A 19,444-nucleotide genomic window follows, 5' to 3' on the forward strand; every position below is an offset into this window, starting at 1 on the left:
GCACTATGAATATTTATTATGTCAGAGAAAAATTAAGGAGTTGTTCTATTTACGACATTGAACTGAATGTTGCTTATTACGCTAGGGTTTCTACGGAAAAAGTTGAACAGCAAGCATCCATTAAACACCAGGAGGAACATTTCGAAGAACTGATACATTCTAACAACAGATGGAAGTTTGCAGGTTCTTACATTGATGATGGTATTTCCGGAATGCACGCAGATAAAAGAGAAGAATTTCAAAGAATGCTCAGAGATGCAAAGCTCGGAAAAATTGACATGATTATTACGAAAGAAATTTCAAGATTTGCACGAAATACTCTTGACAGCATCCAATATACCAGGGAATTGTTATCTTACGGCGTATGCGTGTGGTTCCAAAATGACGGAATCAATACCATTGATGAAGATAGTGAACTTAGGCTAACAATTATGGCTGGAGTAGCACAGGACGAAATCAGAAAATTATCTTCAAGAATAAAATTCGGCCATGCACAGTCAATTAAAAACGGTGTTGTACTTGGGCACAGAATGTATGGATACTCAAATCATCAAGGAAAACTTGAGCTAATCCCGGAAGAAGCAGATATGGTTCGAATGGTCTTTCGAGACTATGCTTCTGGAATGTCTACACCAAGAATCGAAAAAAAACTCTGGAATATGGGATATAGAAGTTTCAAAGGCGGTAAGATCAGTAGAGATGTCATAAAAAATATTATTCGGAATCCAAAATACAAAGGATACTATTGCGGAGGAAAAGTCAAGATCGTTGATATGTTCACAAAAAAGCAGGAATTTCTTCCGCAGTCAGAATGGGTAATGTTTAAAGACGATGGTTCCAGAGTACCGCAGATTATTGACGAGATTACTTGGGAAAAGGCAAATGCGTATTTAAGGGAGCGCGGAGAAGCTATAAAATCAAGAAAAACCTCTTTTAAGAGTGAAAATATTTTCACTGGAAAACTTTTCTGCGCTAACGACGGAGCACCATACTGGATGAAGCAACATTATATTCGAGGAAAAGAAGATGTTCGATGGGTATGTAGTTATAAGATAAAAAACGGAGCAGCTTCATGTGATTCATTTGGACTGGCAGAATCAGAACTGAAAGAAGTAATCGCAGAATTAATAAATAAATCTTCTGAAAACATTGATAGCATTTTGGAGGAATATTTTGAAATTTTGCAGTCCTCGATCAAAAACATTCCAGACAATAAAAACGAAATCTCACGACTTGAAAAACAGATTGATCTGTTAAAACAAAAACGTGAAAAAATACTGGAATATAATCTGGATGGAAAAATATCTGATGATGAATTTATTTCAAGAAATAAAGAATACGTGAAGCAGATAAAGCAGATTGAGAGCCATATTCTAGAAATCCAAAATACCAAAAGTCCAGAGCCAGTAGAAATACAATTAAGTGCTATTAAAGAAAAGTTAGAAAAGTTTAAGGGCGTTAATCCAAAAGACATTAACAGGCAGATTGTCAATGAACTTTTTGAAAAAATTACCGTGGAACCGTTGGCGGCTACATGTGCAACACTAACATTTCAATTGAGGTCTGGAAACCTTGAAAAATGGGGATTTCCTTTGCGTTGTTCTGACGATATGATTTTCACCATATAGCCGCCAACGCTTCCGTTCTGCTTGGAAGTAAGGTTTCCGTTGTATCCGTCTGTAAGCGGCACACCCAGCTCATTTGCAACCTCAAATTTGAAACGATTTAATGCGCCCTTTGCTTCTGGTACAGCTGCTTTGTTAGAAGAAGTATTGTTTGACATAATCATTTTCCTCCTTGGTTAAGAAATGTTTTGTTTGATGTTACATTGCTAGTATGTACTTTGAAAAAGAAAATACACTGGGAATTAATGGATTGAAAAATTTAAAACATAGCTTGATTTTTTCTTCTGGATGAAGAAGATCAGTATGACGGCAAAGTGGAAAGTATGCCAGAAACCCTCTGTGTCAGCATTCGTTTCCGTGGAAGTCACGGGGAAGCACCTGCGCAGTATGAGAAGCTTCTGAAATATATAAACGATCATAATTTGCAGGTGACTGGTTTTTCCAGAGAAATCACTATGATCGACTATGGTCTCACCAGCGACACGGAGAAATTCGTCACGGAAATCAGTATCCCGGTAGTTGCTGTAAACGAAAGGATTCCCGGCAGCAACTCTTTATAAAATGAATATGAACTTGTGAATAGGCTCCTTTTATGTTAAGCTTTCTATAATCTTACATAAAGGAGCTTTTACAATATGAAAAAATTTCTGAAAGCAGTGGGAATCCTGCTTGGGGCGGTTCTGGTACTGCTTGTAGGATACCTGATCTATCTGTTCGCCAGTTACCACCGGATTCCGGACAACCAGGAACTTAAGGTGGAAACTTCTGCAGCGCAGACATCAAACCTTTCTTCCCTTCACACTGATACGGAATATTCTGCCCTTACCTACAACATTGGTTTCGGCGCCTACACCCCGGATTTCAGCTTTTTCATGGACGGAGGCAAATCCTCTTGGGCCAAAAGCAAGGACAGCGTGCTGGATGCCGTTCAGGGAGCAGGAGAGCTGGCAGCCTCTTATGATCCGGATTTTGCCATGATCGAAGAGGTGGATCTGGACTCCACAAGAAGTTACCATGTAGATGAATATTCTATTTTGAAGGACTGCTTCCCGGATTACAATTATGTGTTTGCACAGAATTATGACTCCGCATTTTTGTTCTATCCATTTACCCAGCCCCATGGAAGCAGCAAATCCGGCATCGGGCTCTTCTCCAGATATCCGGTGACTTTTGCACTTCGAAGAAGCTTTCCGGTGTCCACATCCTTTACCAAGTTTTTTGATCTGGACAGATGCTACAGCATTTCCAGAGTGCCTGTGGAAAATGGGAAAGAACTGGTGATTTTTGCCTTACATATGTCTGCCTACGGAAACAGCGATGAGATCCGGGAAGGCCAGATCAGCATGCTTACCGCTGACATGGAGAAAGAATACGAAGCTGGAAACTATGTTTTGTGCGGCGGCGATTTCAATCATGATTTAAAGGCGTCTGAAGATGACGACAGCGAAAGAGAGTCCTGGGCTTATCCGTTCCCAAGGGCAGAATTGCCGGAGCACTTTACCTTCGGCATTGACCTTCTTACAGAAGAAGAGCGGGACAGCCTGTGGAACAGCGCCCGCAACGCAGACATGGAGTACGTGCCGGATGTGACCTACACCGTCACCCTGGACGGATTTATCCTGTCTGACAATATGGAATGCATTTCCTACGAAAACATCAACACCGGATATTCCTATTCCGATCACGACCCGGTGTATATGAAATTTAAACTGAAATCCTGATATTGCTGATTCCCCTGCTAGAGCGTGTTTGAAAAATCATTCCCGCAATCTGCACGCCCCACTTTGCGGGAGATTTCACCCGAATTCGGTTGTCGTAGCCCGCTACGACGCCCTCATCCGGGTAAAATCTCCCGCAAATTGTGACGCACATCTTGCAGAAAGCCTTTTTCAAACACGCTCTAGTGCTGCGCACCCGAATTCGAGCGAAATGCACTGCAAAATGAGGGATATATTAGGCGGGCACAAGGTACCGGGGAATTCCCCTATGCCTTGTGTCCGCCAATCTGTTTATTACGCTCTATAGTGGTGGTGCCTTCCTGAAGGTTCATACCTTTCAAAATCGCATTTTTCCCGAATTTTTTCTTGATATCCAGCATGGCCTGCTGCATTTTCTTCTCTTTTTCCAGAAGCGCGTTCTCCTCCTGCTGTTGTTTTTCAAGTGCAGCATAATCAGTAAAAAGATCCATCTGTTCAAAGGCAGTGTTCTGTTTCCTCTCAGATTCCGGAACCAGGTTATTGGCAGTAAGAGAAAAGCGCCTTACCAGCAGGTGCGGATTGATAATGCGGTCATACAGCCTAAGGGCGGCCTCTGTGAGAAGTCTGGCAGAGGAGGTCTGCAGGGAAAGATTCTGCGTCCCGTGGGCATGCTTGGGAACCTGGCGGCCATAGCAGTCGGTTGTCACAGGACCGTGGTAACTTTTTCGGATGGCGGGATCTGTGAGGTTGTCAATGTCGTATCCCACTGTGAGCACCAGCTGGTCTGTTACCAGGCCTTTTTCTACCAGATCCAGAGCCATAAGGTCCGCCATTTCCTGTACCACCAGCCGTGCTTTGTCCGCTGGATAGGGACATGTCAGAACCTGACCGGAGCAGATGCTGCTGGATTCCGGTTTATAAGCCTTAATGTGGGAAATCCGGCAGGGCTCGCAGCCCCAGGCGTGATCAATGAGAAGTTCGGCATTGATTCCGAACAGCCGGTACAAAAGCTCCTCATTATAGTAGTCCCCAGGTCCGCCAAGAGAACATCTTGCAATATCACCCATGGTGAAAATCCCGTTCTCCTCAAGCTTTTTCGCATAGCCCCTTCCCACGCGCCAGAAATCTGTAAGAGGCCTGTGGCTCCACAGCTGCAGCCTGTATTCCCTCTCATCAAGAAAAGCAATGCGGACGCCGTACTCATCTGCGGGAATGTGCTTGGCCATAATGTCCATGGCAATCTTGGCAAGGTAAAGATTGGTGCCGATTCCGGCTGTGGCTGTGATTCCTGTGGTCTGCAGCACATCCAGGATCATTTCCCGGGCAAATTCCCAGGCTGTTTTGCCGGAAGAGGGCAGGTAATCGGTCAGATCGATAAAGACCTCATCAATGGAGTAAATATGGATGTCTTCCGGTGCAACGTATTTCAGGTACAGCTTGTAGATCCTGGTGCTTTGTTCCATGTAGAGGGACATTCTGGGCGGCGCAATGATATAGTCGATGGCATATTCCGGATGGGCAAAAAGCTCGCCTGTATCGCAGGAAGCCCCGGTAAACTGGTGCCCCGGCGCGTATTTCTGCCGCATGTAGTTGGCCTTTTTGATCCTCTGTTCCACCTCAAAAAGCCTGGCCCTTCCAGGAATCCCATATGCCTTCAGCGCCGGGGAAACCGCAAGACAGATCGTCTTCGATGTACGGGACGCATCCGCCACCACCAGATTCGTCACCATCGGATTCAGCCCCCGCCTGGTACATTCCACGGATGCATAAAAGGATTTCAGATCGATGCACAGATAAGTGCGGTTCTGCAAATCTGTTTTATTTTTTTTCAAATCTATATTTCGATCATTTTCATAATCATTCATGTCCATAAGAAAGAATCTCCCTTGCCGCCTGTTTCTCTTTCTCTTATTATAATCCATTTTGCAGGTCAAAAAAAGGGACGAATCTGCGGCATCCTTAATTTTCAACACTATTGAGGAAACTTCTGGGAAATGTTATGATAAGTGAAAATTCTGATAGTGCAAAGGAGGAGGTATAGTATGTCATCCCTACACCGTACAAATAAATACGACGACATGATCGATCTGCCCCATCATGTTTCTAAAACCCATCCGCCTATGGACATTATGGACCGGGCGGCGCAGTTTTCGCCGTTTGCGGCGCTGACGGGGTATGAGGCGGCTGCAGAGGAAACCAGGCGTCTGACCCAGCCGAAGATCGAGCTGGACGAATCGGAGAAAGAGCTTCTGGACATCCGGCTCCATGATCTTGAGACGCAGTTTTCCCAACGCCCAGAGATCACGATCACCTACTTTATTCCAGACACCAAAAAAGAGGGCGGCGCTTATCACACCTTTACCGGAAACATAACCAAAATCGATCACACCCGGCGAAGCCTGATTCTCGCAAACGGCGAAATCATCCCCATAGAAAACGTATATGATATTCAGTTTTAAATGAAACAGAAGGACTATTTCGTGATCTGCTTTTTCAAAGTTACTGTTCATAGGTAATATTCCGCGAGGTGTTTTTTGTGAACAAAGTTCACAGAAAACCCGAGGATTGCGGCGCGAAATCATGCAAAGCATGATTTCTGTGCATCGCGAAGCGTGTTACTGGGCACGGAGTGAACAGTAACTTTTCAAACACGCTCTAAGGAAAATAGGGAACAAATGGACAAAAGCAAGAATCTGTGGTAGTATAAACTCATTCAGCATATGGATGAGGAGTCATTTTTGATATGAATAGAAAAATCACCCCGAAAACAATCAGGCTGCACACTGTATTTGCCTTTTTGATAACCTTCGCTGTTGTTATGATCTGCGCTGTGATCTTGAACCAGAACCAGGTGAAGGAAGAGCAGATGAAAGCTACCTTTACCGCAGAGTCCACAGTAAACCGGATCGAATCCCAGATGAACCAGTATCTGGTCGCTTCCGATTTTATGAAAAACGTGGTAGAAAGCGGTTATGTGGTTACGGACAATCAGTTTGCCCAGATGGCCACGCTGCTTCAGGACGAGGAACATGTAATCGAAGCCTTTGAGCTGGCCAAGGACGGTTTGGTCTCCCAGGTATATCCCCTGGAGGGAAATGAGGAAGCCATCGGACTTGACATGCTCACCCAGCCTGAGCGCAGGAAGGAAGCCCAGCTTGCCAAGGAAAGCGGCCAGTACACCATTGCCGGTCCTTTTGAACTGGTACAGGGCGGCACCGGAGCCCTTCTTTTTGACCCGATCTATATGGAAGATGCATCCGGGGAAGAAACCTTCTGGGGATTTTCCCTTCTGGTTCTGAACTGGGATAAATTTGTGGACAGGCTGGGGCTTGATTCCCTTGAAAATGCCAACTATCACTACCGGATCTGGAAGCACAATATGAGCACAGACCAGGATGTTTCCATTGCACAGTGTGATGACCTGGATCTGACCTCTGTACTGGAAGTTGCCTGCAAGGTGCCAAATGATACCTGGTATTTCGAGATTGCAGCAAGGAACGGCTGGTTATCCGCCAACACGGTTCTGGCAGATTTTGTGATTGCCCTTGCCATCGCATTTCTGGCGGGAATCGGATTCTGGCAGTTTGAGCAGCAGCGCTACAAGGACCGGGTATATGCCAGAGAGATTGAGAAATCCGCCGCCAAGGCCCGCCTGGCAAACGAAGCCAAGACCCGCTTCCTTTTCAATATGAGCCACGATATCCGGACGCCAATGAACGCCATCATCGGCTTTTCCGAGCTTTTGGAGGAGCATATCACAGAGCGGGAAAAGGTTGTCGACTATATCCAGAAGATTAAATCTTCCAGTGAGTTTCTGCTCTCTTTGATCAACGATATTCTGGAAATGGCAAGGATTGAAAGCGGAAAGGCATCCCTGAATCCGGCACCTGTGAATTCGAGAAAGCTTTTGGAATCCTTAGAAGCTGTTTTCGAGCCAACCATGAGGAAGAAAGACCTGCAATATACCTGCAGGCTGAATATCAACCATGACTATGTGATCTGCGATGAAACCAAGGTACGTGAGATCCTTTTAAATGTACTGGGCAATTCTGTGAAATACACGCCGGATGGCGGACAGATTTCCCTGATCGTTACGGAAATCCCTTCTCCAAAAGCCGATTGCGTCTCTACCCGCGTGATTGTGGAAGATACCGGAATCGGCATGAGCGAGAAATATCTGCCCCACATTTTCGAGGAGTTTACAAGAGAGCGCACAAGTACAGAGAGCAAGGTAGTGGGGACCGGACTTGGACTTCCCATTGTGAAAGCGCTGGTTGAGCTGATGGAGGGAACCATCCAGGTAGAAAGCGAGCTTGGAAAAGGAACCCGAACCACCATTGAACTAACATTTCCAACTGCAACAAAGGAGCAGATCGACTCTTTACATATCCAGCTTCCTTCAGATGAAAAATCTGATTTTGCAGGCAGGCGGATCCTTCTTGCAGAGGACAACGACTTAAATGCAGAGATTGCCATGACCATTTTAGAGGAGAACGGTTTCCTGGCAGAACGCGCCGAGGATGGCCAGATCTGCGTGGAAATGGTGAAAAATGCCAAAGACCGCTACTACAGCCTGATCCTTATGGACATCCAGATGCCGAACCTGAATGGCTACGATGCTGCCCGGGAAATCCGCAGATTAGATGGGGAGAAGGCCCGCATTCCAATCATCGCCATGACCGCAAATGCTTTCGAGGAAGACAAAAAGAAAGCCCTTGCCGCCGGAATGAATGCCCATATCGCGAAGCCCTTCGACCTTCAGGTCCTGCTGAAAACAATGGAACAGGTTCTTTCTAAGTAAATTATTATTTAAAATAAAGATGCAGACTGCTAAAATAAGTTCCGGCAGTCTGTTTTTTATTGCAAAAACAGCTGTATCTCTTCGTTGTCGAATCTATTGGGGGAAAGGTATACTATAAAGTAATAGTTTTGAGGGGGAAGGCCTACATGGGAAAGAATAAAAAGTTAAAAAAATTAGTTATGCTGCACACTTTGCTCTGGATGATGATAGGAGCAAATAAGAAAAGAAAATGTGAACATTTTTTAACAAAAATGAATTTTGTATATATTTTCAGCTTTTTCTTGCACTTCTTTTGTCAATTTGCTATAATTGTCTCAATAAACAGAAAGAAATGGGAGAGGTGAATTATGAATTTAGGTATCATTGCACATAATAGCAAAAAAGTTCTCATTGAAGATTTCTGTATCGCCTATAAGAATATCCTGGCCAAGCATGAGGTTTATGCTACAGGCACTACAGGAAGAAGAATCGAAGAGGCTACCGGCCTTCATGTCCACAAATTTTTACCGGGCAGTATCGGAGGCGATAAGCAGTTCATGGAGATGGTAGAGCGGCAGGATCTGGATATGGTAATACTTTTCTATAATCCTGTTATGATAGATCCGAAGGAGCCGGATATCACAGCCATTGTGAAGCGCTGTGACCAGTATAATATTCCGGTAGCGACCAACATCGCTACAGCAGAACTTCTTATTCTGGGGCTGGCCCGTGGAGATCTGGATTGGAGACTGAATCTGAAATGAGAGTCATCGCAGGAAAAGCAAGACGACTAAACCTTAAAACCGTGCCGGGCATGGAAACACGCCCCACCACGGACCGCATCAAAGAAACTCTTTTTAATATTCTTCAGCCTGAACTTCTGGACTGTCGTTTTCTTGATCTGTTCAGCGGAAGCGGAGCCATCGGCATTGAAGCACTCAGCCGCGGAGCTGCTCAGGCTGTTTTTGTTGAGAAAAATCCCAAGGCATGTGCCTGCATAAAAGAAAATCTTACATTTACAAAACTTGCAGATAGTGGTAAACTGCTGAACATGGATGTGCTGCAGGCCCTTCGTTCCCTGGAGGGGAAGGGCGTTTTCGACTGCATATTCATGGATCCGCCATATAATCACGAACTGGAGCGCCAGGTTCTGGAGTATCTTCAGGACAGCACCATCCTTGATGAGAATACACTGATCATCATCGAAGCTGATTTGGCTACAGATTTCGGATATGTGGAGGATCTTGGATATCGGCAGCTGCGTTCCAAAGAATATAAGACCAACAAGCATATATTTTTATGCCGGGGAAAGTGAGAAAAATACATGGTAATAGCTGTTTATCCTGGAAGTTTTGATCCGGCCACCTACGGTCACCTGGATGTAATCAGACGTGCAAGCGTTTCTTTCGATAAAGTAATCGTAGGAGTTTTGCATAATTCTGCAAAAAGTCCGTTGTTTTCTGTGGAAGAACGTGTTAATATACTAGAAAAGGCAACAAAAGACATGCCGAATGTCACTGTTAAGGCATTTGAAGGTCTTTCTGTGAATTTTGCCCGAGAGAATCATGCACAGGTAATCGTGCGCGGGCTCCGTGCAGTGACGGACTTTGAGTTCGAGCTGCAGATGGCACAGACGAACCGGGTACTTGCTCCGGATGTTGACACCGTGTTTCTGACGACCAGCCTGGAATATGCTTACCTCAGTTCCACCATCATGAAGGAAGTGGCAAGCTATGACGGCGACCTGAGCAAATTTGCTCCGCCGGAAATTACCAAAGCTGTAAAGGAAAAGATGCACGATTTGAAGAAATAGAATAAGGAGAGTTTACTATGAGCAGCAGAATTGAACAGATCATTGAAGAAATCGAAGAGTATGTAGACAGCTGTAAATATCAGCCGCTTTCTACAACCAAGATTGTAGTGAATAAGGAAGAAATCGAGGAGCTTCTTCGTGAACTCCGTCTTAAGACACCAGATGAGATCAAGCGTTATCAGAAGATCATCAGCAATAAGGATGCTATCCTTGAGGATGCACAGACCAAGGCTGACGCTCTGATCGCAGATGCTCAGAATAAAGCGCAGGAGCTTGTGACACAGCATGAGATCATGCAGAAGGCATACGCTCAGGCCAACGAGACCATCAATGCAGCGAACCGTCAGGCTCAGGAGATCCTTGACTCCGCTACACAGGATGCCAACAGCATTCGTCTCAGTGCGATCACCTATACAGATGATATGATGGCCAACATCGGCTCCGTTCTGAATCAGACTCTTGAGGATGCAGGCGGCAAATACAAAGGATTCATCGATGCCCTTCAGGCTTGCCTGGACGTTGTAAATCACAACCGTCAGGAGCTTGCTCCGCAGACTGCACAGGCAGCTGCCATTTCCGGATCCTATCAGACATCTGATACAGAGACATCCAAGGAAGATGAAGACCTTTTAAATGAGATTGGCGATAACTAAATGATTGTCCATAATCAGGAATTTTTCTCTGGCACAGCGTATTCTCATATATGCTGTGCCAGTTTTATAAGAAGAGAAGGGTAAGCACAGCGGTTATGGCTGTGTTCAGGCATTTTGCAGAAGCGTATGGACGAAGGGAGAGATCCTTTCCAAGTACGCTTTTTGTCTGCGCCACAATGCAAAGCCCGCCGAATGCACTCATGCAAAGGGCAAGAAGAACCCGCAGCCGGAAAGGAAAGCCAGAAAACAAAAGCCTGTGGACGCCTGTGGTTACCTCGATCATTCCAAAAAAAATATATTTGCCCCCAGGCGGCAGAAACCAGAAATGGCTGACGCAGGCGGAGATAATGGAAAACATCAGGATGTAGCCGCCCAGCTTTGCCATGGTTTCAAAACTGTTCATGATCACGGAATCGAGGATGCCTCCCTGTGCGGCTGCCCTGTTTTCTGTAGATTCCAGGTCTGCCAAAACAGGCGTGCTTTTTTTTCGAAAGACGAAGAAGCGGAAAAAGCACATGCAGGTCATATCTGAAAGAAACAGAATTCCGACCAGAAATCCCACCGGAACTTTTCCCTCCAGACAGATCTGGCCCACATATGTAACAAGAAAGGCAGGACTTGGATTGTTGCAGAAGGTCAGCAGGTATTCCGATTCCTGGCGGCTGATTTTCCCGGCGTGATACAGGTCGGCGGTGAGCTTTGCACCCATGGGATAGCCGCAGAGCAGGCCAAGAACAAAGGCGTAGGCTCCTTCTCCGGAAAGTCCGGTAAGCACCTTGAAAAATGGTGCGATTGGTTGTACAATTCTTGTAATTCCATCTGTGCGAAGCAGGATCCCGGTCAGGATCAAAAAGGGCAGAAGAGTGGGAAGCAGGGTGTCCAGCCAAAGCCCCAGTCCCTCCCGCGCAGCCGCCAGTGCTTCCTTTGGGAATGCAAGAAGAAATGCCAGAAGCAGACATATGGTGAGAATTGTGATTCTTTTTTTCATATTGACCTCATAAATGTTGACGTTGTTGTTCACTTGAATCAGCTGTACTGCGCCTATGGGCGCTTCCACAACTGCCGACCATCCCGATGTCCAAGAATTCGCTCGTGCGGGGCATGGTTCGTTCCTGGCTGCCGTCTGGGGGCTTTCATAGTAAAGCACCTTGCGGAACGCTGCCAGTGAACAGCAATCAGACAGTTCTTTCGTACTAACATCTTATTCTAAAAAGAACGAAACTTTCCATTAAAAAACGAAAACGGAGGTAATTTTACATGCCAGTATTAGAAAACTATGAACCGAAAAAGGTATTCCACTATTTTGAAGAAATCTGCGCCATTCCCCACGGCTCCGGAAATACCAAGCAGATCAGTGATTATCTGGTAAAATTCGCCAAAGACCACGACTTTGACTACGTGCAGGATGACATGAACAATGTGGTAATCTATAAACCAGCCACCCCAGGCTATGAAAAAGCCTCTGTGCTGATCCTTCAGGGACATATGGACATGGTCTGCGAAAAGCGCCCGGAGGTAGAACATGATTTTACCAAAGACGGCTTAAAGCTTCGTGTAGACGGTGATTTTCTCTCGGCAGAGGGAACCACACTTGGCGGTGACGACGGAATTGCAGTGGCTTACGGGCTGGCAATTCTTGACAGCACAGATCTTCCCCATCCTGCACTGGAAGTCCTTTTCACAGTAGATGAAGAAATCGGACTTCTCGGCGCAGACGGCTTCGACTGCAGCGTGTTAAAGGGCAGACGGATGATCAACCTGGATTCTGAGAACGAAGGCAGTCTGTGGGTAAGCTGTGCAGGCGGCGTTTCCGGAAATTCTTACCTTCCGGTACAGCGTGTGGACGCATCCGGGGAAAAGCTTTCTGTGAAGATCTGCGGCCTTACAGGCGGCCATTCCGGTGCGGAGATCGACAAGAACCGTGCCAGCGCCAATATTCTCATGGGCCAGTTCCTCTATGAGCTGGGTGCGGTCTGCGGCTATGCCCTTGCAGAGTTAGAAGGCGGCCAGAAGGACAACGCCATTCCAAGAGAGTGCCAGGCTTCCATTCTTGTGCTGCCGGAGGAAGTATCTGCAGTTACCTCTCTTGCAGAAAAAATGCAGAAGGATTTCCGGGAGGAATACACAGGCTCCGATGAAAACATTACCATCCAGGTAACAAAAGAAGGGGAAGCAGACGCATCCGTCCTTCACCCAACCAGCCAGGAGAAAGTAATTTTCTACCTGATGAACCTGCCCTTTGGCGTGAAAAAAATGAGCGGCACCATTGAAGGGCTGGTAGAGACCTCCTGCAACCCTGGAATCCTGAAACTGTACGGAGATGAGCTGTTTGTACAGACCAGCATCCGAAGCGCTGTAGGCACAGCCAAGGAAGCCCTTTCCCACAAGATCCAGTATCTCACAGAGTTCCTGGGCGGAGAGTACGACACAGAGGGCGATTATCCGGCCTGGGAGTACCGCAAGGATTCCCCTCTTCGGGATAAGATGGTAGAAGTGTACCGTGACCTGTACGGCAAAGAACTGAAAGTAGTTGCCATCCACGCTGGACTGGAATGCGGACTTTTCTATGAGAGAATGGAAGGGCTTGACTGCACCTCCCTTGGCCCGGATATTCTGGATATCCACACCTCTGAGGAGCGTCTGGACATGGGTTCTGTGAAACGGGTGTGGGAATATTTAATAGAAGTTTTGAAAAATTTGAAAGATTGAATCAGCCTTAAAGATTCGCTTTCCTGCAACTGATTCTCATCGAAAAAGTTCCAATTGAATCATTATTCTGACAATTTCAAAACAGCTGCACAGGAAAAATTTTTCCGCCGCAGCTGTTTTTTTGTTCTACTTTTTCCTTTTCCACATATATTATCTGAGGGTAAAAAAATCGCCCCACATTTTCCCATATCTAAGAGAGGAAATGCCATGAAAAGAAAGACCGGAAAACAGCTGATCCTTCTTCTGTTTCTTTTGTTTGCGGTAACTGCGCTTCAGAATTTTATTCAGCAAAGGAGCAGGGCATCCCTGCTGCACACGGACACCTGTTTTACAGAAAGCTTCCGTGAACAGGCACTTTTGCCCTTGCTTTACCAGCAATTGGAAGCAGGAAATTACACGGATGGAGAATTTGCCGATCTTCTTACTGCCACTATGCTGAACCAAAGGTTTTACCCCAAAAAGATTTCCGGCGACAACTGCCCCTATCTTCGCTTTAAACAGGACGAGTATCTTTTTTTGAAAGACTGCTACAGCGCCATCTGGAACGACCTGGAAACCTTCCCCATTCCCGCCCGGACCGGGACGGACATTCAGGAAGAGATTTCCTATGAAAACACCTTTGGCGCCAGGCGGGATTATGGCGGCAGCCGCACCCACGAGGGCTGTGATCTTTTTGGCAGGATTTCAGAATCCGGATTTTATCCAGTGATCTCCATGACTTCTGGAACTGTGGCAAAAATCGGATGGCTTCCTCTTGGCGGGTATCGGATCGGCATACGTGCTTCCCACGGCGGCTATTTTTATTACGCTCACCTTGCTTCCTATGAGAAAAATTTTCAGATCGGGGAACCGGTAAAAGCGGGCCAGATCCTGGGATATATGGGCGATACCGGATACGGAGAGGAAGGAACCGCCGGGAAATTCCAGGTGCATCTTCATCTTGGAATCTATATAGATACCCAGGCGGGAGAGGAGCTTGGCGTAAATCCCTACTATGTTTTACAGGCTATGGAGAAAAAAGCGAAAAAATACACGTATTGATAACAAATTTTTCGAAATATATGTTATAATAACTCAATAGTGCCGGGGAAGATATTTTCCCGCGCCCTGATATCCGCGAATTGCTTCGCTGTAAAGCAGCTCCTGCAATTCGGGGGCATTCGTTTTGTAAGGAGCGATTTATATGGAAATACAGTTATGGAGAAGCATTTTATGCCCCTACGAACTGGCGGTCAAGGAACTGATCGTCAAATTTGAACACATTATCAGCGAACACAGAGAAAATGATCTGTATTCCCCCATCGAGCAGGTAAGCGGCCGCGTGAAAAGCGTGGCCAGCATCCTGGAGAAAATGCAGCGCAAGCATATTCCCATGGAGCGCATGGAAGAGGAAGTGGAAGACATTGCCGGAATCCGCATTATCTGCCAGTTTGAGGAAGATATTGAGACAGTCGCCTCCCTGATCCAGAACCGTTCTGACATGACCATCAAAAGTGAGAAGAACTATCTGAAGCATGTGAAGCAGAGCGGCTACAGAAGCCTTCACCTGATCATTTATTATACAGTGGAAACCTTAAACGGCCCCAGGAAGCTTCAGGCGGAGATTCAGATCCGCACCATGGCAATGGACTTCTGGGCCACCATCGAGCATTCCCTTCAGTACAAGTACAAAGGGGACATGCCTCCCCATGTTGCAGAGCGCCTGACCAATGCGGCAGACGCCATTATCCTTCTGGACCAGGAGATGTCCTCTGTGCGTAATGAGATCATGGATGCACAGAATTCTTCCCAGATGCAGTCCAACCTTGTGAAGGATATTCTCAATAATATAGAGAATCTTTACCGCGTATCCAGCGAGAGAGAAGTGACCAAGATCCAGACCGAATTCCTTCGGGTTTTCCATACCAAGGATCTGAAGCAGCTGGAGCGCTTCCACAGACAGCTTGACATTATCGCAGAGGGCTACCGGGCCCAGGCTGTCTACCATGACATCGGCGGTCACCAGCCTGGGAAAGGATGCATTTCCTGACGCCCTGCCGGATTTTGACCATACATAGGAGAAAAGAATCAATGTCACAATTTTTACCTGTTAACCAAAAAGATATGGAAGAGCGCGGCTGGGACCAGCTTGATTTTGTCTACGTGACAGGAGATGCATATGTGGACCATTCTTCCTTTGGAAGCGCCATTATCAGCCGTCTTCTGGAGAGCCGGGGGTACAAGGTGGGCATCATTCCTCAGCCGGACTGGCGCAAAAAAGAAAGCGTCACCGTGCTTGGGGAGCCCCGTCTTGGCTTTCTGGTCAGCGCAGGCAACATGGATTCCATGGTGAACCACTACACCGTTGCCCGCAAGCATCGCCAGAAGGATTCCTATTCCCCCGGCGGGAAGATGGGACTTCGCCCGGACCGCGCCGTGATCGTATACAGCAACCTGATCCGCCAGACCTATAAGAAGACACCCATTATTCTCGGCGGGATTGAAGCCAGCTTAAGGCGAATGGCCCACTACGACTACTGGGAAAATAAAGTGAAGCACAGCATTCTTATGGATTCTGGCGCAGATCTGATTTCCTACGGAATGGGCGAGCACTCCATTATCGAGATTGCAGAAGCCCTGGACAGCGGCATTCCTGTGGAGGAGATCACTTATGTGGCAGGAACGGTGTACAAGTGTAAAGACCTTTCCCGCACCTACCAGCCTGTTGTTCTTCCTTCCTTCGAGGAAGTGAAAGAGGACAAAATGGCCTATGCCAGAAGCTTTGCCATCCAGTATCAGAACACAGACCCATTCACAGCAGCCACCATGGCAGAGTCCTACGGAAACAAAGGCTATGTGATCCAGAATCCTCCAGCTCTTCCCCTTACCCAGGATGAGATGGACGATGTGTACGACCTTCCCTATACCGGGCAGTATCACCCCATGTACGAGAAGGACGGCGGCATTCCTGCATTGGAGGAGATCAAATTCAGCCTCACCAGCAACCGGGGCTGTTTTGGAAGCTGCAGCTTCTGCGCCCTCACCTTCCATCAGGGAAGGATCCTGCAGACCAGAAGCCATGAATCCATTCTCAAAGAAGCGTTTCATATGACCCAGGATAAGGATTTCAAGGGTTATATTCATGATGTAGGCGGACCTACCGCAGATTTCCGCCAGCCATCCTGTCAGAAACAGCTGACCAAGGGCGTGTGCAAGAACCGGCACTGTCTTTTCCCAACGCCCTGCAAGAATCTGACCGCAGACCATAAGGATTACGTTTCCCTGCTTCGGAAGCTCCGTGCTGTTCCTAAAGTAAAGAAAGTATTCGTCCGTTCCGGCGTGCGTTTTGACTACGTTCTTGCAGACCCGGACAAGACCTTTCTCAATGAGCTTGCACGGTATCACGTAAGCGGACAGCTTCGCGTGGCACCGGAGCATGTTTCTGACCAGGTTCTGAAATACATGGGCAAGCCTTCCCATGAGGTTTACCAGAAGTTCCTGAAGGAATTTGACAAGGCTACCAAAAGCGCCGGGCTGCAGCAGTTTGCAGTTCCCTATTTTATGTCCTCTCATCCTGGCTGTACCATGAAGGAGGCGGTAAAGCTGGCAGAATATGTGCGGGATCTTGGATTTACCCCGGAACAGGTACAGGATTTTTATCCCACCCCGTCCACCTTGTCCACTTGCATGTATTACACCGGAATCCATCCCCTTACCGGGGAGAAGGTTTACGTGCCTAAGAACGCCCATGAGAAATCCATTCAGCGTGCCCTTATGCAGTATAAGAATCCTGCCAACCGGGAGCTGGTTCTGGAGGGATTGAAGATTGCAGGGCGCATGGACCTGGTAGGCTATGGAGAGAAGTGCCTGATCCGTCCAATCAGAGAGGGACATGAGAAAGCATCCGGTGAGAAATCCCGTTTCGGGCACCAGCAGGGACATGTCTCTTTCGGCAGAAAGAAAACCATCCGTAATAACCACACAAGAAAAAAGCAGAAATAGGAGTGTTTTCATGAAATTAATGCAGACAAACAAAGGAGAATTCGGGTATCTGAAGCGTGAGCGGAAGCGCAGGATCATCATTGCTGCCATTTTGCTTGGCGTACCCTTATTTATTTTTATCAGCATGTGGATCTACCTTGGCACAAGGAACACCATCTGGACCATCATTGCCCTGGTGGGCTCCCTTCCCGGCTGCAAGGCTGTGGTAGACGTGATCATGGTCATGCTTGCCAAGCCTGTGAACCCTGCTGTATACAAGAAGATCCATGCCCATCAGGGAGACCTTGTGATGGCATATGAGATGTACATGACTTTCTACGAGAAGAAATGTGCCATCGACGCCATCGCCGTGTGCGGCAATACAGTGGTGGGCTACACCAGCGATCCCAAGGCTGACACAGGTTTTATGGCAGAAGAGGCCCAGAAGCTTGTGCGCAAGAACGGCTACAAGGTAGATGTGAAGATCCTTAGCGAGCTCCGGCCGTTTCTGGAGCGCCTGGATTCCATGAACGCCCACAAGGATTCCTTAGAAGAAGGGCTTAAATTCACCCCGGATCCCAGATATCCGGACTTTACAAGAGATGATATGGTAAAACATGTGATCCTGAATCTTTGCATTTAAAGGGGACTCCCATGAAAGAATTTATCATTAACGAAAACGAAGCGGGACAGCGTTTTGACAAGTATCTTGGGAAGCTTCTTCGGGAAGCGCCCAAAAGCTTTTTTTACAAAATGCTCCGCAAGAAGAACATCACCTTAAACGGAGGGAAAGCCACAGGCAATGAGAAGCTTTCTTCCGGCGACCATGTGAAGCTGTTCCTTTCCGATGAAACCTTTGAAAAATTTTCCGGCAGTGAGGAAAAGGTGGCAAGGGCGCACCAGAAGCTTGAGATTGTATACGAGGACGAAAATGTGCTTCTCATCAACAAGCCTGCAGGCATGCTTTCCCAGCCTGCGGATGATAAGGAGCCGTCCATGGTGGAATACCTCACCGGATATCTCTTAGAGGAGGGAGCTGTGACAGAAGCTTCCCTTCACACCTTCCGCCCGTCCGTGTGCAACCGCCTGGACCGAAATACCAGCGGAATTGTGGCAGCGGGCAAAACCCTTGCCGGGCTGCAGGAGCTCTCTGGCCTTTTCCACGACAGAAGCCTTCACAAGTTTTACCGCTGTCTGGTAAAGGGCGTCATAAAAAACGAAAAATATATCAAAGGTTATTTGCATAAAGACGAAAAATGTAATAAAGTAACAGTACAGGAAAAAGAAACCCCTGGAGCACTTCCCATTGAGACCAGATACCGTCCCCTTGGGGATAACGGAAGCGTCACCCTTCTTGAGGTGGAGCTGATCACAGGACGGACCCATCAGATCAGGGCCCACCTTTCTGGAACCGGCCACCCTCTTGTGGGAGATTACAAGTACGGCTCCCGCGCCTTTAACGAGGAGTACCGTAAGAAATATGGCCTGAAATCCCAGCTGCTCCATGCATACAGACTGGAGATCCCGGAAATTCCCGGGCGGCTTTCCTATCTGTCCGGCAGAGAATTTACAGCACCTTTGCCCCGGCAGTTTCAAAATATCCTGAAAGAGGAACACGTAGAGGAGAATAAATCATATGAAAATCTGGCATGAAGTATGGGACTATGTAAAAATGATCATCATTGTAGTGGCAGTGGTCCTGGTGGTCAACAATGTGGTACTGATCAACGCGAAAATTCCTTCTGAGTCCATGGAGAAAACAATTATGACCGGAGACCGTATTTTCGGCTTCCGTCTTGCTTACGGAATCAACCTGGATCTGTTCGGACATGAGATTTCCAAGAAGACCAAAGATCCGGAACGTTTTGACATTGTAATCTTCAAGTATCCGGATGACGAGAGCCAGCTTTTCATTAAGCGTGTGATCGGTCTTCCGGGAGAAACCGTTGAGATCAAGGACGGAAAGGTGTACATCGACGGATCTGAGACGCCTCTTGATGACTCCTTTATCCCGGAGAAAATGCGAGGCAGCTACGGGCCCTATACTGTTCCCGACAACTGCTATTTTATGCTGGGAGACAACCGGAACAATTCCAAGGATTCCCGTTTCTGGACCAACACCTTCGTGCGGTTTGACCAGATTGTGGGAAAAGCAATTGTAAGATATTATCCGTCCATCAAGCTTCTTGGCTACGAGGAGCCGTAAC

The 19,444-nt window shown here is 47.1% G+C and carries 20 protein-coding genes and 1 pseudogene; 17 read left to right on the top strand and 4 right to left on the bottom strand.

Annotated elements, in window-relative coordinates:
• Positions 1-5 precede the first annotated feature (5 nt).
• Positions 6-1,628 carry a recombinase family protein gene (locus DWZ38_RS03835; protein ID WP_117850206.1) on the top strand — a complete coding sequence of 541 codons (1,623 nt, stop codon included), beginning with the start codon at positions 6-8 and terminating at the stop codon, positions 1,626-1,628.
• Here the strand turns inward: DWZ38_RS03835 and DWZ38_RS03840 are convergent.
• Positions 1,553-1,783 carry an alpha/beta-type small acid-soluble spore protein gene (locus tag DWZ38_RS03840; protein ID WP_117850209.1) on the bottom strand — a complete coding sequence of 77 codons (231 nt, stop codon included), beginning with the start codon at positions 1,781-1,783 and terminating at the stop codon, positions 1,553-1,555. The two genes, DWZ38_RS03835 and DWZ38_RS03840, sit on opposite strands and share 76 nt — an antisense overlap.
• 165 nt (positions 1,784-1,948) lie before the next feature.
• Between DWZ38_RS03840 and DWZ38_RS03845 the strand changes: the two genes are divergently transcribed.
• Positions 1,949-2,185 carry a GyrI-like domain-containing protein gene (locus DWZ38_RS03845; protein ID WP_021926962.1) on the top strand — a complete coding sequence of 79 codons (237 nt, stop codon included), beginning with the start codon at positions 1,949-1,951 and terminating at the stop codon, positions 2,183-2,185.
• Positions 2,186-2,260: 75 nt separating this feature from the next.
• Positions 2,261-3,346: an endonuclease/exonuclease/phosphatase family protein gene (locus DWZ38_RS03850; protein ID WP_021926961.1), complete on the top strand. Its 1,086-nt coding sequence runs from the start codon at positions 2,261-2,263 to the stop codon at positions 3,344-3,346.
• Here DWZ38_RS03850 and DWZ38_RS23270 read toward each other — a convergent pair.
• A complete protein-coding gene (locus DWZ38_RS23270) occupies positions 3,330-3,497 on the bottom strand; it encodes a DUF6783 domain-containing protein (protein WP_347518737.1) in 168 nt (55 codons plus the stop codon). The genes DWZ38_RS03850 and DWZ38_RS23270 overlap by 17 nt on opposite strands.
• On the opposite strand from DWZ38_RS23270, the pseudogene DWZ38_RS23275 reads away from it, so the two are divergent.
• A pseudogene (locus tag DWZ38_RS23275) lies at positions 3,435-3,650 on the top strand (DUF6783 domain-containing protein); the annotation flags it as partial. The gene DWZ38_RS23270 and the pseudogene DWZ38_RS23275 overlap by 63 nt on opposite strands.
• Here DWZ38_RS23275 and DWZ38_RS03860 read toward each other — a convergent pair.
• Positions 3,610-5,187 carry a DNA methylase gene (locus tag DWZ38_RS03860; protein WP_178105276.1) on the bottom strand — a complete coding sequence of 526 codons (1,578 nt, stop codon included), beginning with the start codon at positions 5,185-5,187 and terminating at the stop codon, positions 3,610-3,612. The pseudogene DWZ38_RS23275 and the gene DWZ38_RS03860 overlap by 41 nt on opposite strands.
• Before the next feature lie 177 nt (positions 5,188-5,364).
• On the opposite strand from DWZ38_RS03860, the gene DWZ38_RS03865 reads away from it, so the two are divergent.
• From DWZ38_RS03865 to DWZ38_RS03895, 6 genes are all read left to right on the top strand, one after another.
• Positions 5,365-5,781, top strand: a complete 417-nt coding sequence (locus DWZ38_RS03865) for a YolD-like family protein (protein ID WP_117850214.1) — start codon at positions 5,365-5,367, stop codon at positions 5,779-5,781.
• Between the two features lie 284 nt (positions 5,782-6,065).
• Positions 6,066-8,123 (top strand): ATP-binding protein, encoded by a 2,058-nt coding sequence (locus DWZ38_RS03870; RefSeq protein ID WP_117850217.1) that lies wholly within the window; start codon positions 6,066-6,068, stop codon positions 8,121-8,123.
• A 347-nt stretch (positions 8,124-8,470) separates the two neighbouring features.
• Positions 8,471-8,866 carry a methylglyoxal synthase gene (locus DWZ38_RS03880; RefSeq protein WP_021926957.1) on the top strand — a complete coding sequence of 132 codons (396 nt, stop codon included), beginning with the start codon at positions 8,471-8,473 and terminating at the stop codon, positions 8,864-8,866.
• On the top strand, positions 8,863-9,417 hold the full coding sequence (gene rsmD / locus DWZ38_RS03885) for a 16S rRNA (guanine(966)-N(2))-methyltransferase RsmD (protein WP_117850221.1): 555 nt from the start codon (positions 8,863-8,865) through the stop codon (positions 9,415-9,417). Before DWZ38_RS03880 ends, rsmD begins: the two co-directional genes overlap by 4 nt.
• A 9-nt stretch (positions 9,418-9,426) precedes the next feature.
• Positions 9,427-9,915, top strand: coding sequence for a pantetheine-phosphate adenylyltransferase (gene coaD, locus DWZ38_RS03890; protein ID WP_021926955.1), 489 nt, complete (start codon positions 9,427-9,429; stop codon positions 9,913-9,915).
• A gap of 17 nt (positions 9,916-9,932) precedes the next feature.
• Entirely contained in the window at positions 9,933-10,568 is a 636-nt protein-coding gene (locus DWZ38_RS03895; protein WP_117850224.1) for an ATPase, read from the top strand.
• 64 nt (positions 10,569-10,632) lie between these two features.
• Here the strand turns inward: DWZ38_RS03895 and DWZ38_RS03900 are convergent, their stop codons facing one another.
• Complete coding sequence (locus DWZ38_RS03900) at positions 10,633-11,556, bottom strand: nucleoside recognition domain-containing protein (protein ID WP_117850227.1); 924 nt, start codon at positions 11,554-11,556, stop codon at positions 10,633-10,635.
• Between the two features lie 269 nt (positions 11,557-11,825).
• Here DWZ38_RS03900 and DWZ38_RS03905 point away from each other — a divergent pair, with 269 nt between their 5' ends.
• From DWZ38_RS03905 to lepB, 7 genes are all read left to right on the top strand, one after another.
• Complete coding sequence (locus tag DWZ38_RS03905; RefSeq protein WP_117850229.1) at positions 11,826-13,277, top strand: aminoacyl-histidine dipeptidase; 1,452 nt, start codon at positions 11,826-11,828, stop codon at positions 13,275-13,277.
• A 207-nt stretch (positions 13,278-13,484) separates the two neighbouring features.
• Positions 13,485-14,318, top strand: coding sequence for a M23 family metallopeptidase (locus DWZ38_RS03910; protein ID WP_243000140.1), 834 nt, complete (start codon positions 13,485-13,487; stop codon positions 14,316-14,318).
• A 142-nt stretch (positions 14,319-14,460) separates the two neighbouring features.
• Entirely contained in the window at positions 14,461-15,306 is an 846-nt protein-coding gene (locus DWZ38_RS03915) for a GTP pyrophosphokinase family protein (protein WP_117850232.1), read from the top strand.
• A 41-nt stretch (positions 15,307-15,347) separates the two neighbouring features.
• Positions 15,348-17,258, top strand: coding sequence for a YgiQ family radical SAM protein (locus DWZ38_RS03920; RefSeq protein ID WP_117850234.1), 1,911 nt, complete (start codon positions 15,348-15,350; stop codon positions 17,256-17,258).
• Positions 17,259-17,268: 10 nt separating this feature from the next.
• On the top strand, positions 17,269-17,880 hold the full coding sequence (locus DWZ38_RS03925) for a hypothetical protein (RefSeq protein ID WP_021926947.1): 612 nt from the start codon (positions 17,269-17,271) through the stop codon (positions 17,878-17,880).
• A gap of 11 nt (positions 17,881-17,891) precedes the next feature.
• Positions 17,892-18,890 carry an RluA family pseudouridine synthase gene (locus tag DWZ38_RS03930; RefSeq protein ID WP_021926946.1) on the top strand — a complete coding sequence of 333 codons (999 nt, stop codon included), beginning with the start codon at positions 17,892-17,894 and terminating at the stop codon, positions 18,888-18,890.
• Complete coding sequence (gene lepB / locus DWZ38_RS03935; protein WP_021926945.1) at positions 18,874-19,443, top strand: signal peptidase I; 570 nt, start codon at positions 18,874-18,876, stop codon at positions 19,441-19,443. The genes DWZ38_RS03930 and lepB overlap by 17 nt, the downstream gene beginning before the upstream one ends.
• Position 19,444: the final 1 nt, after the last annotated feature.

This window comes from Ruminococcus sp. AF31-8BH (assembly GCF_003460605.1).
Taxonomy (GTDB): Bacteria; Bacillota; Clostridia; order Lachnospirales; family Lachnospiraceae; genus Blautia_A; species Blautia_A acetigignens.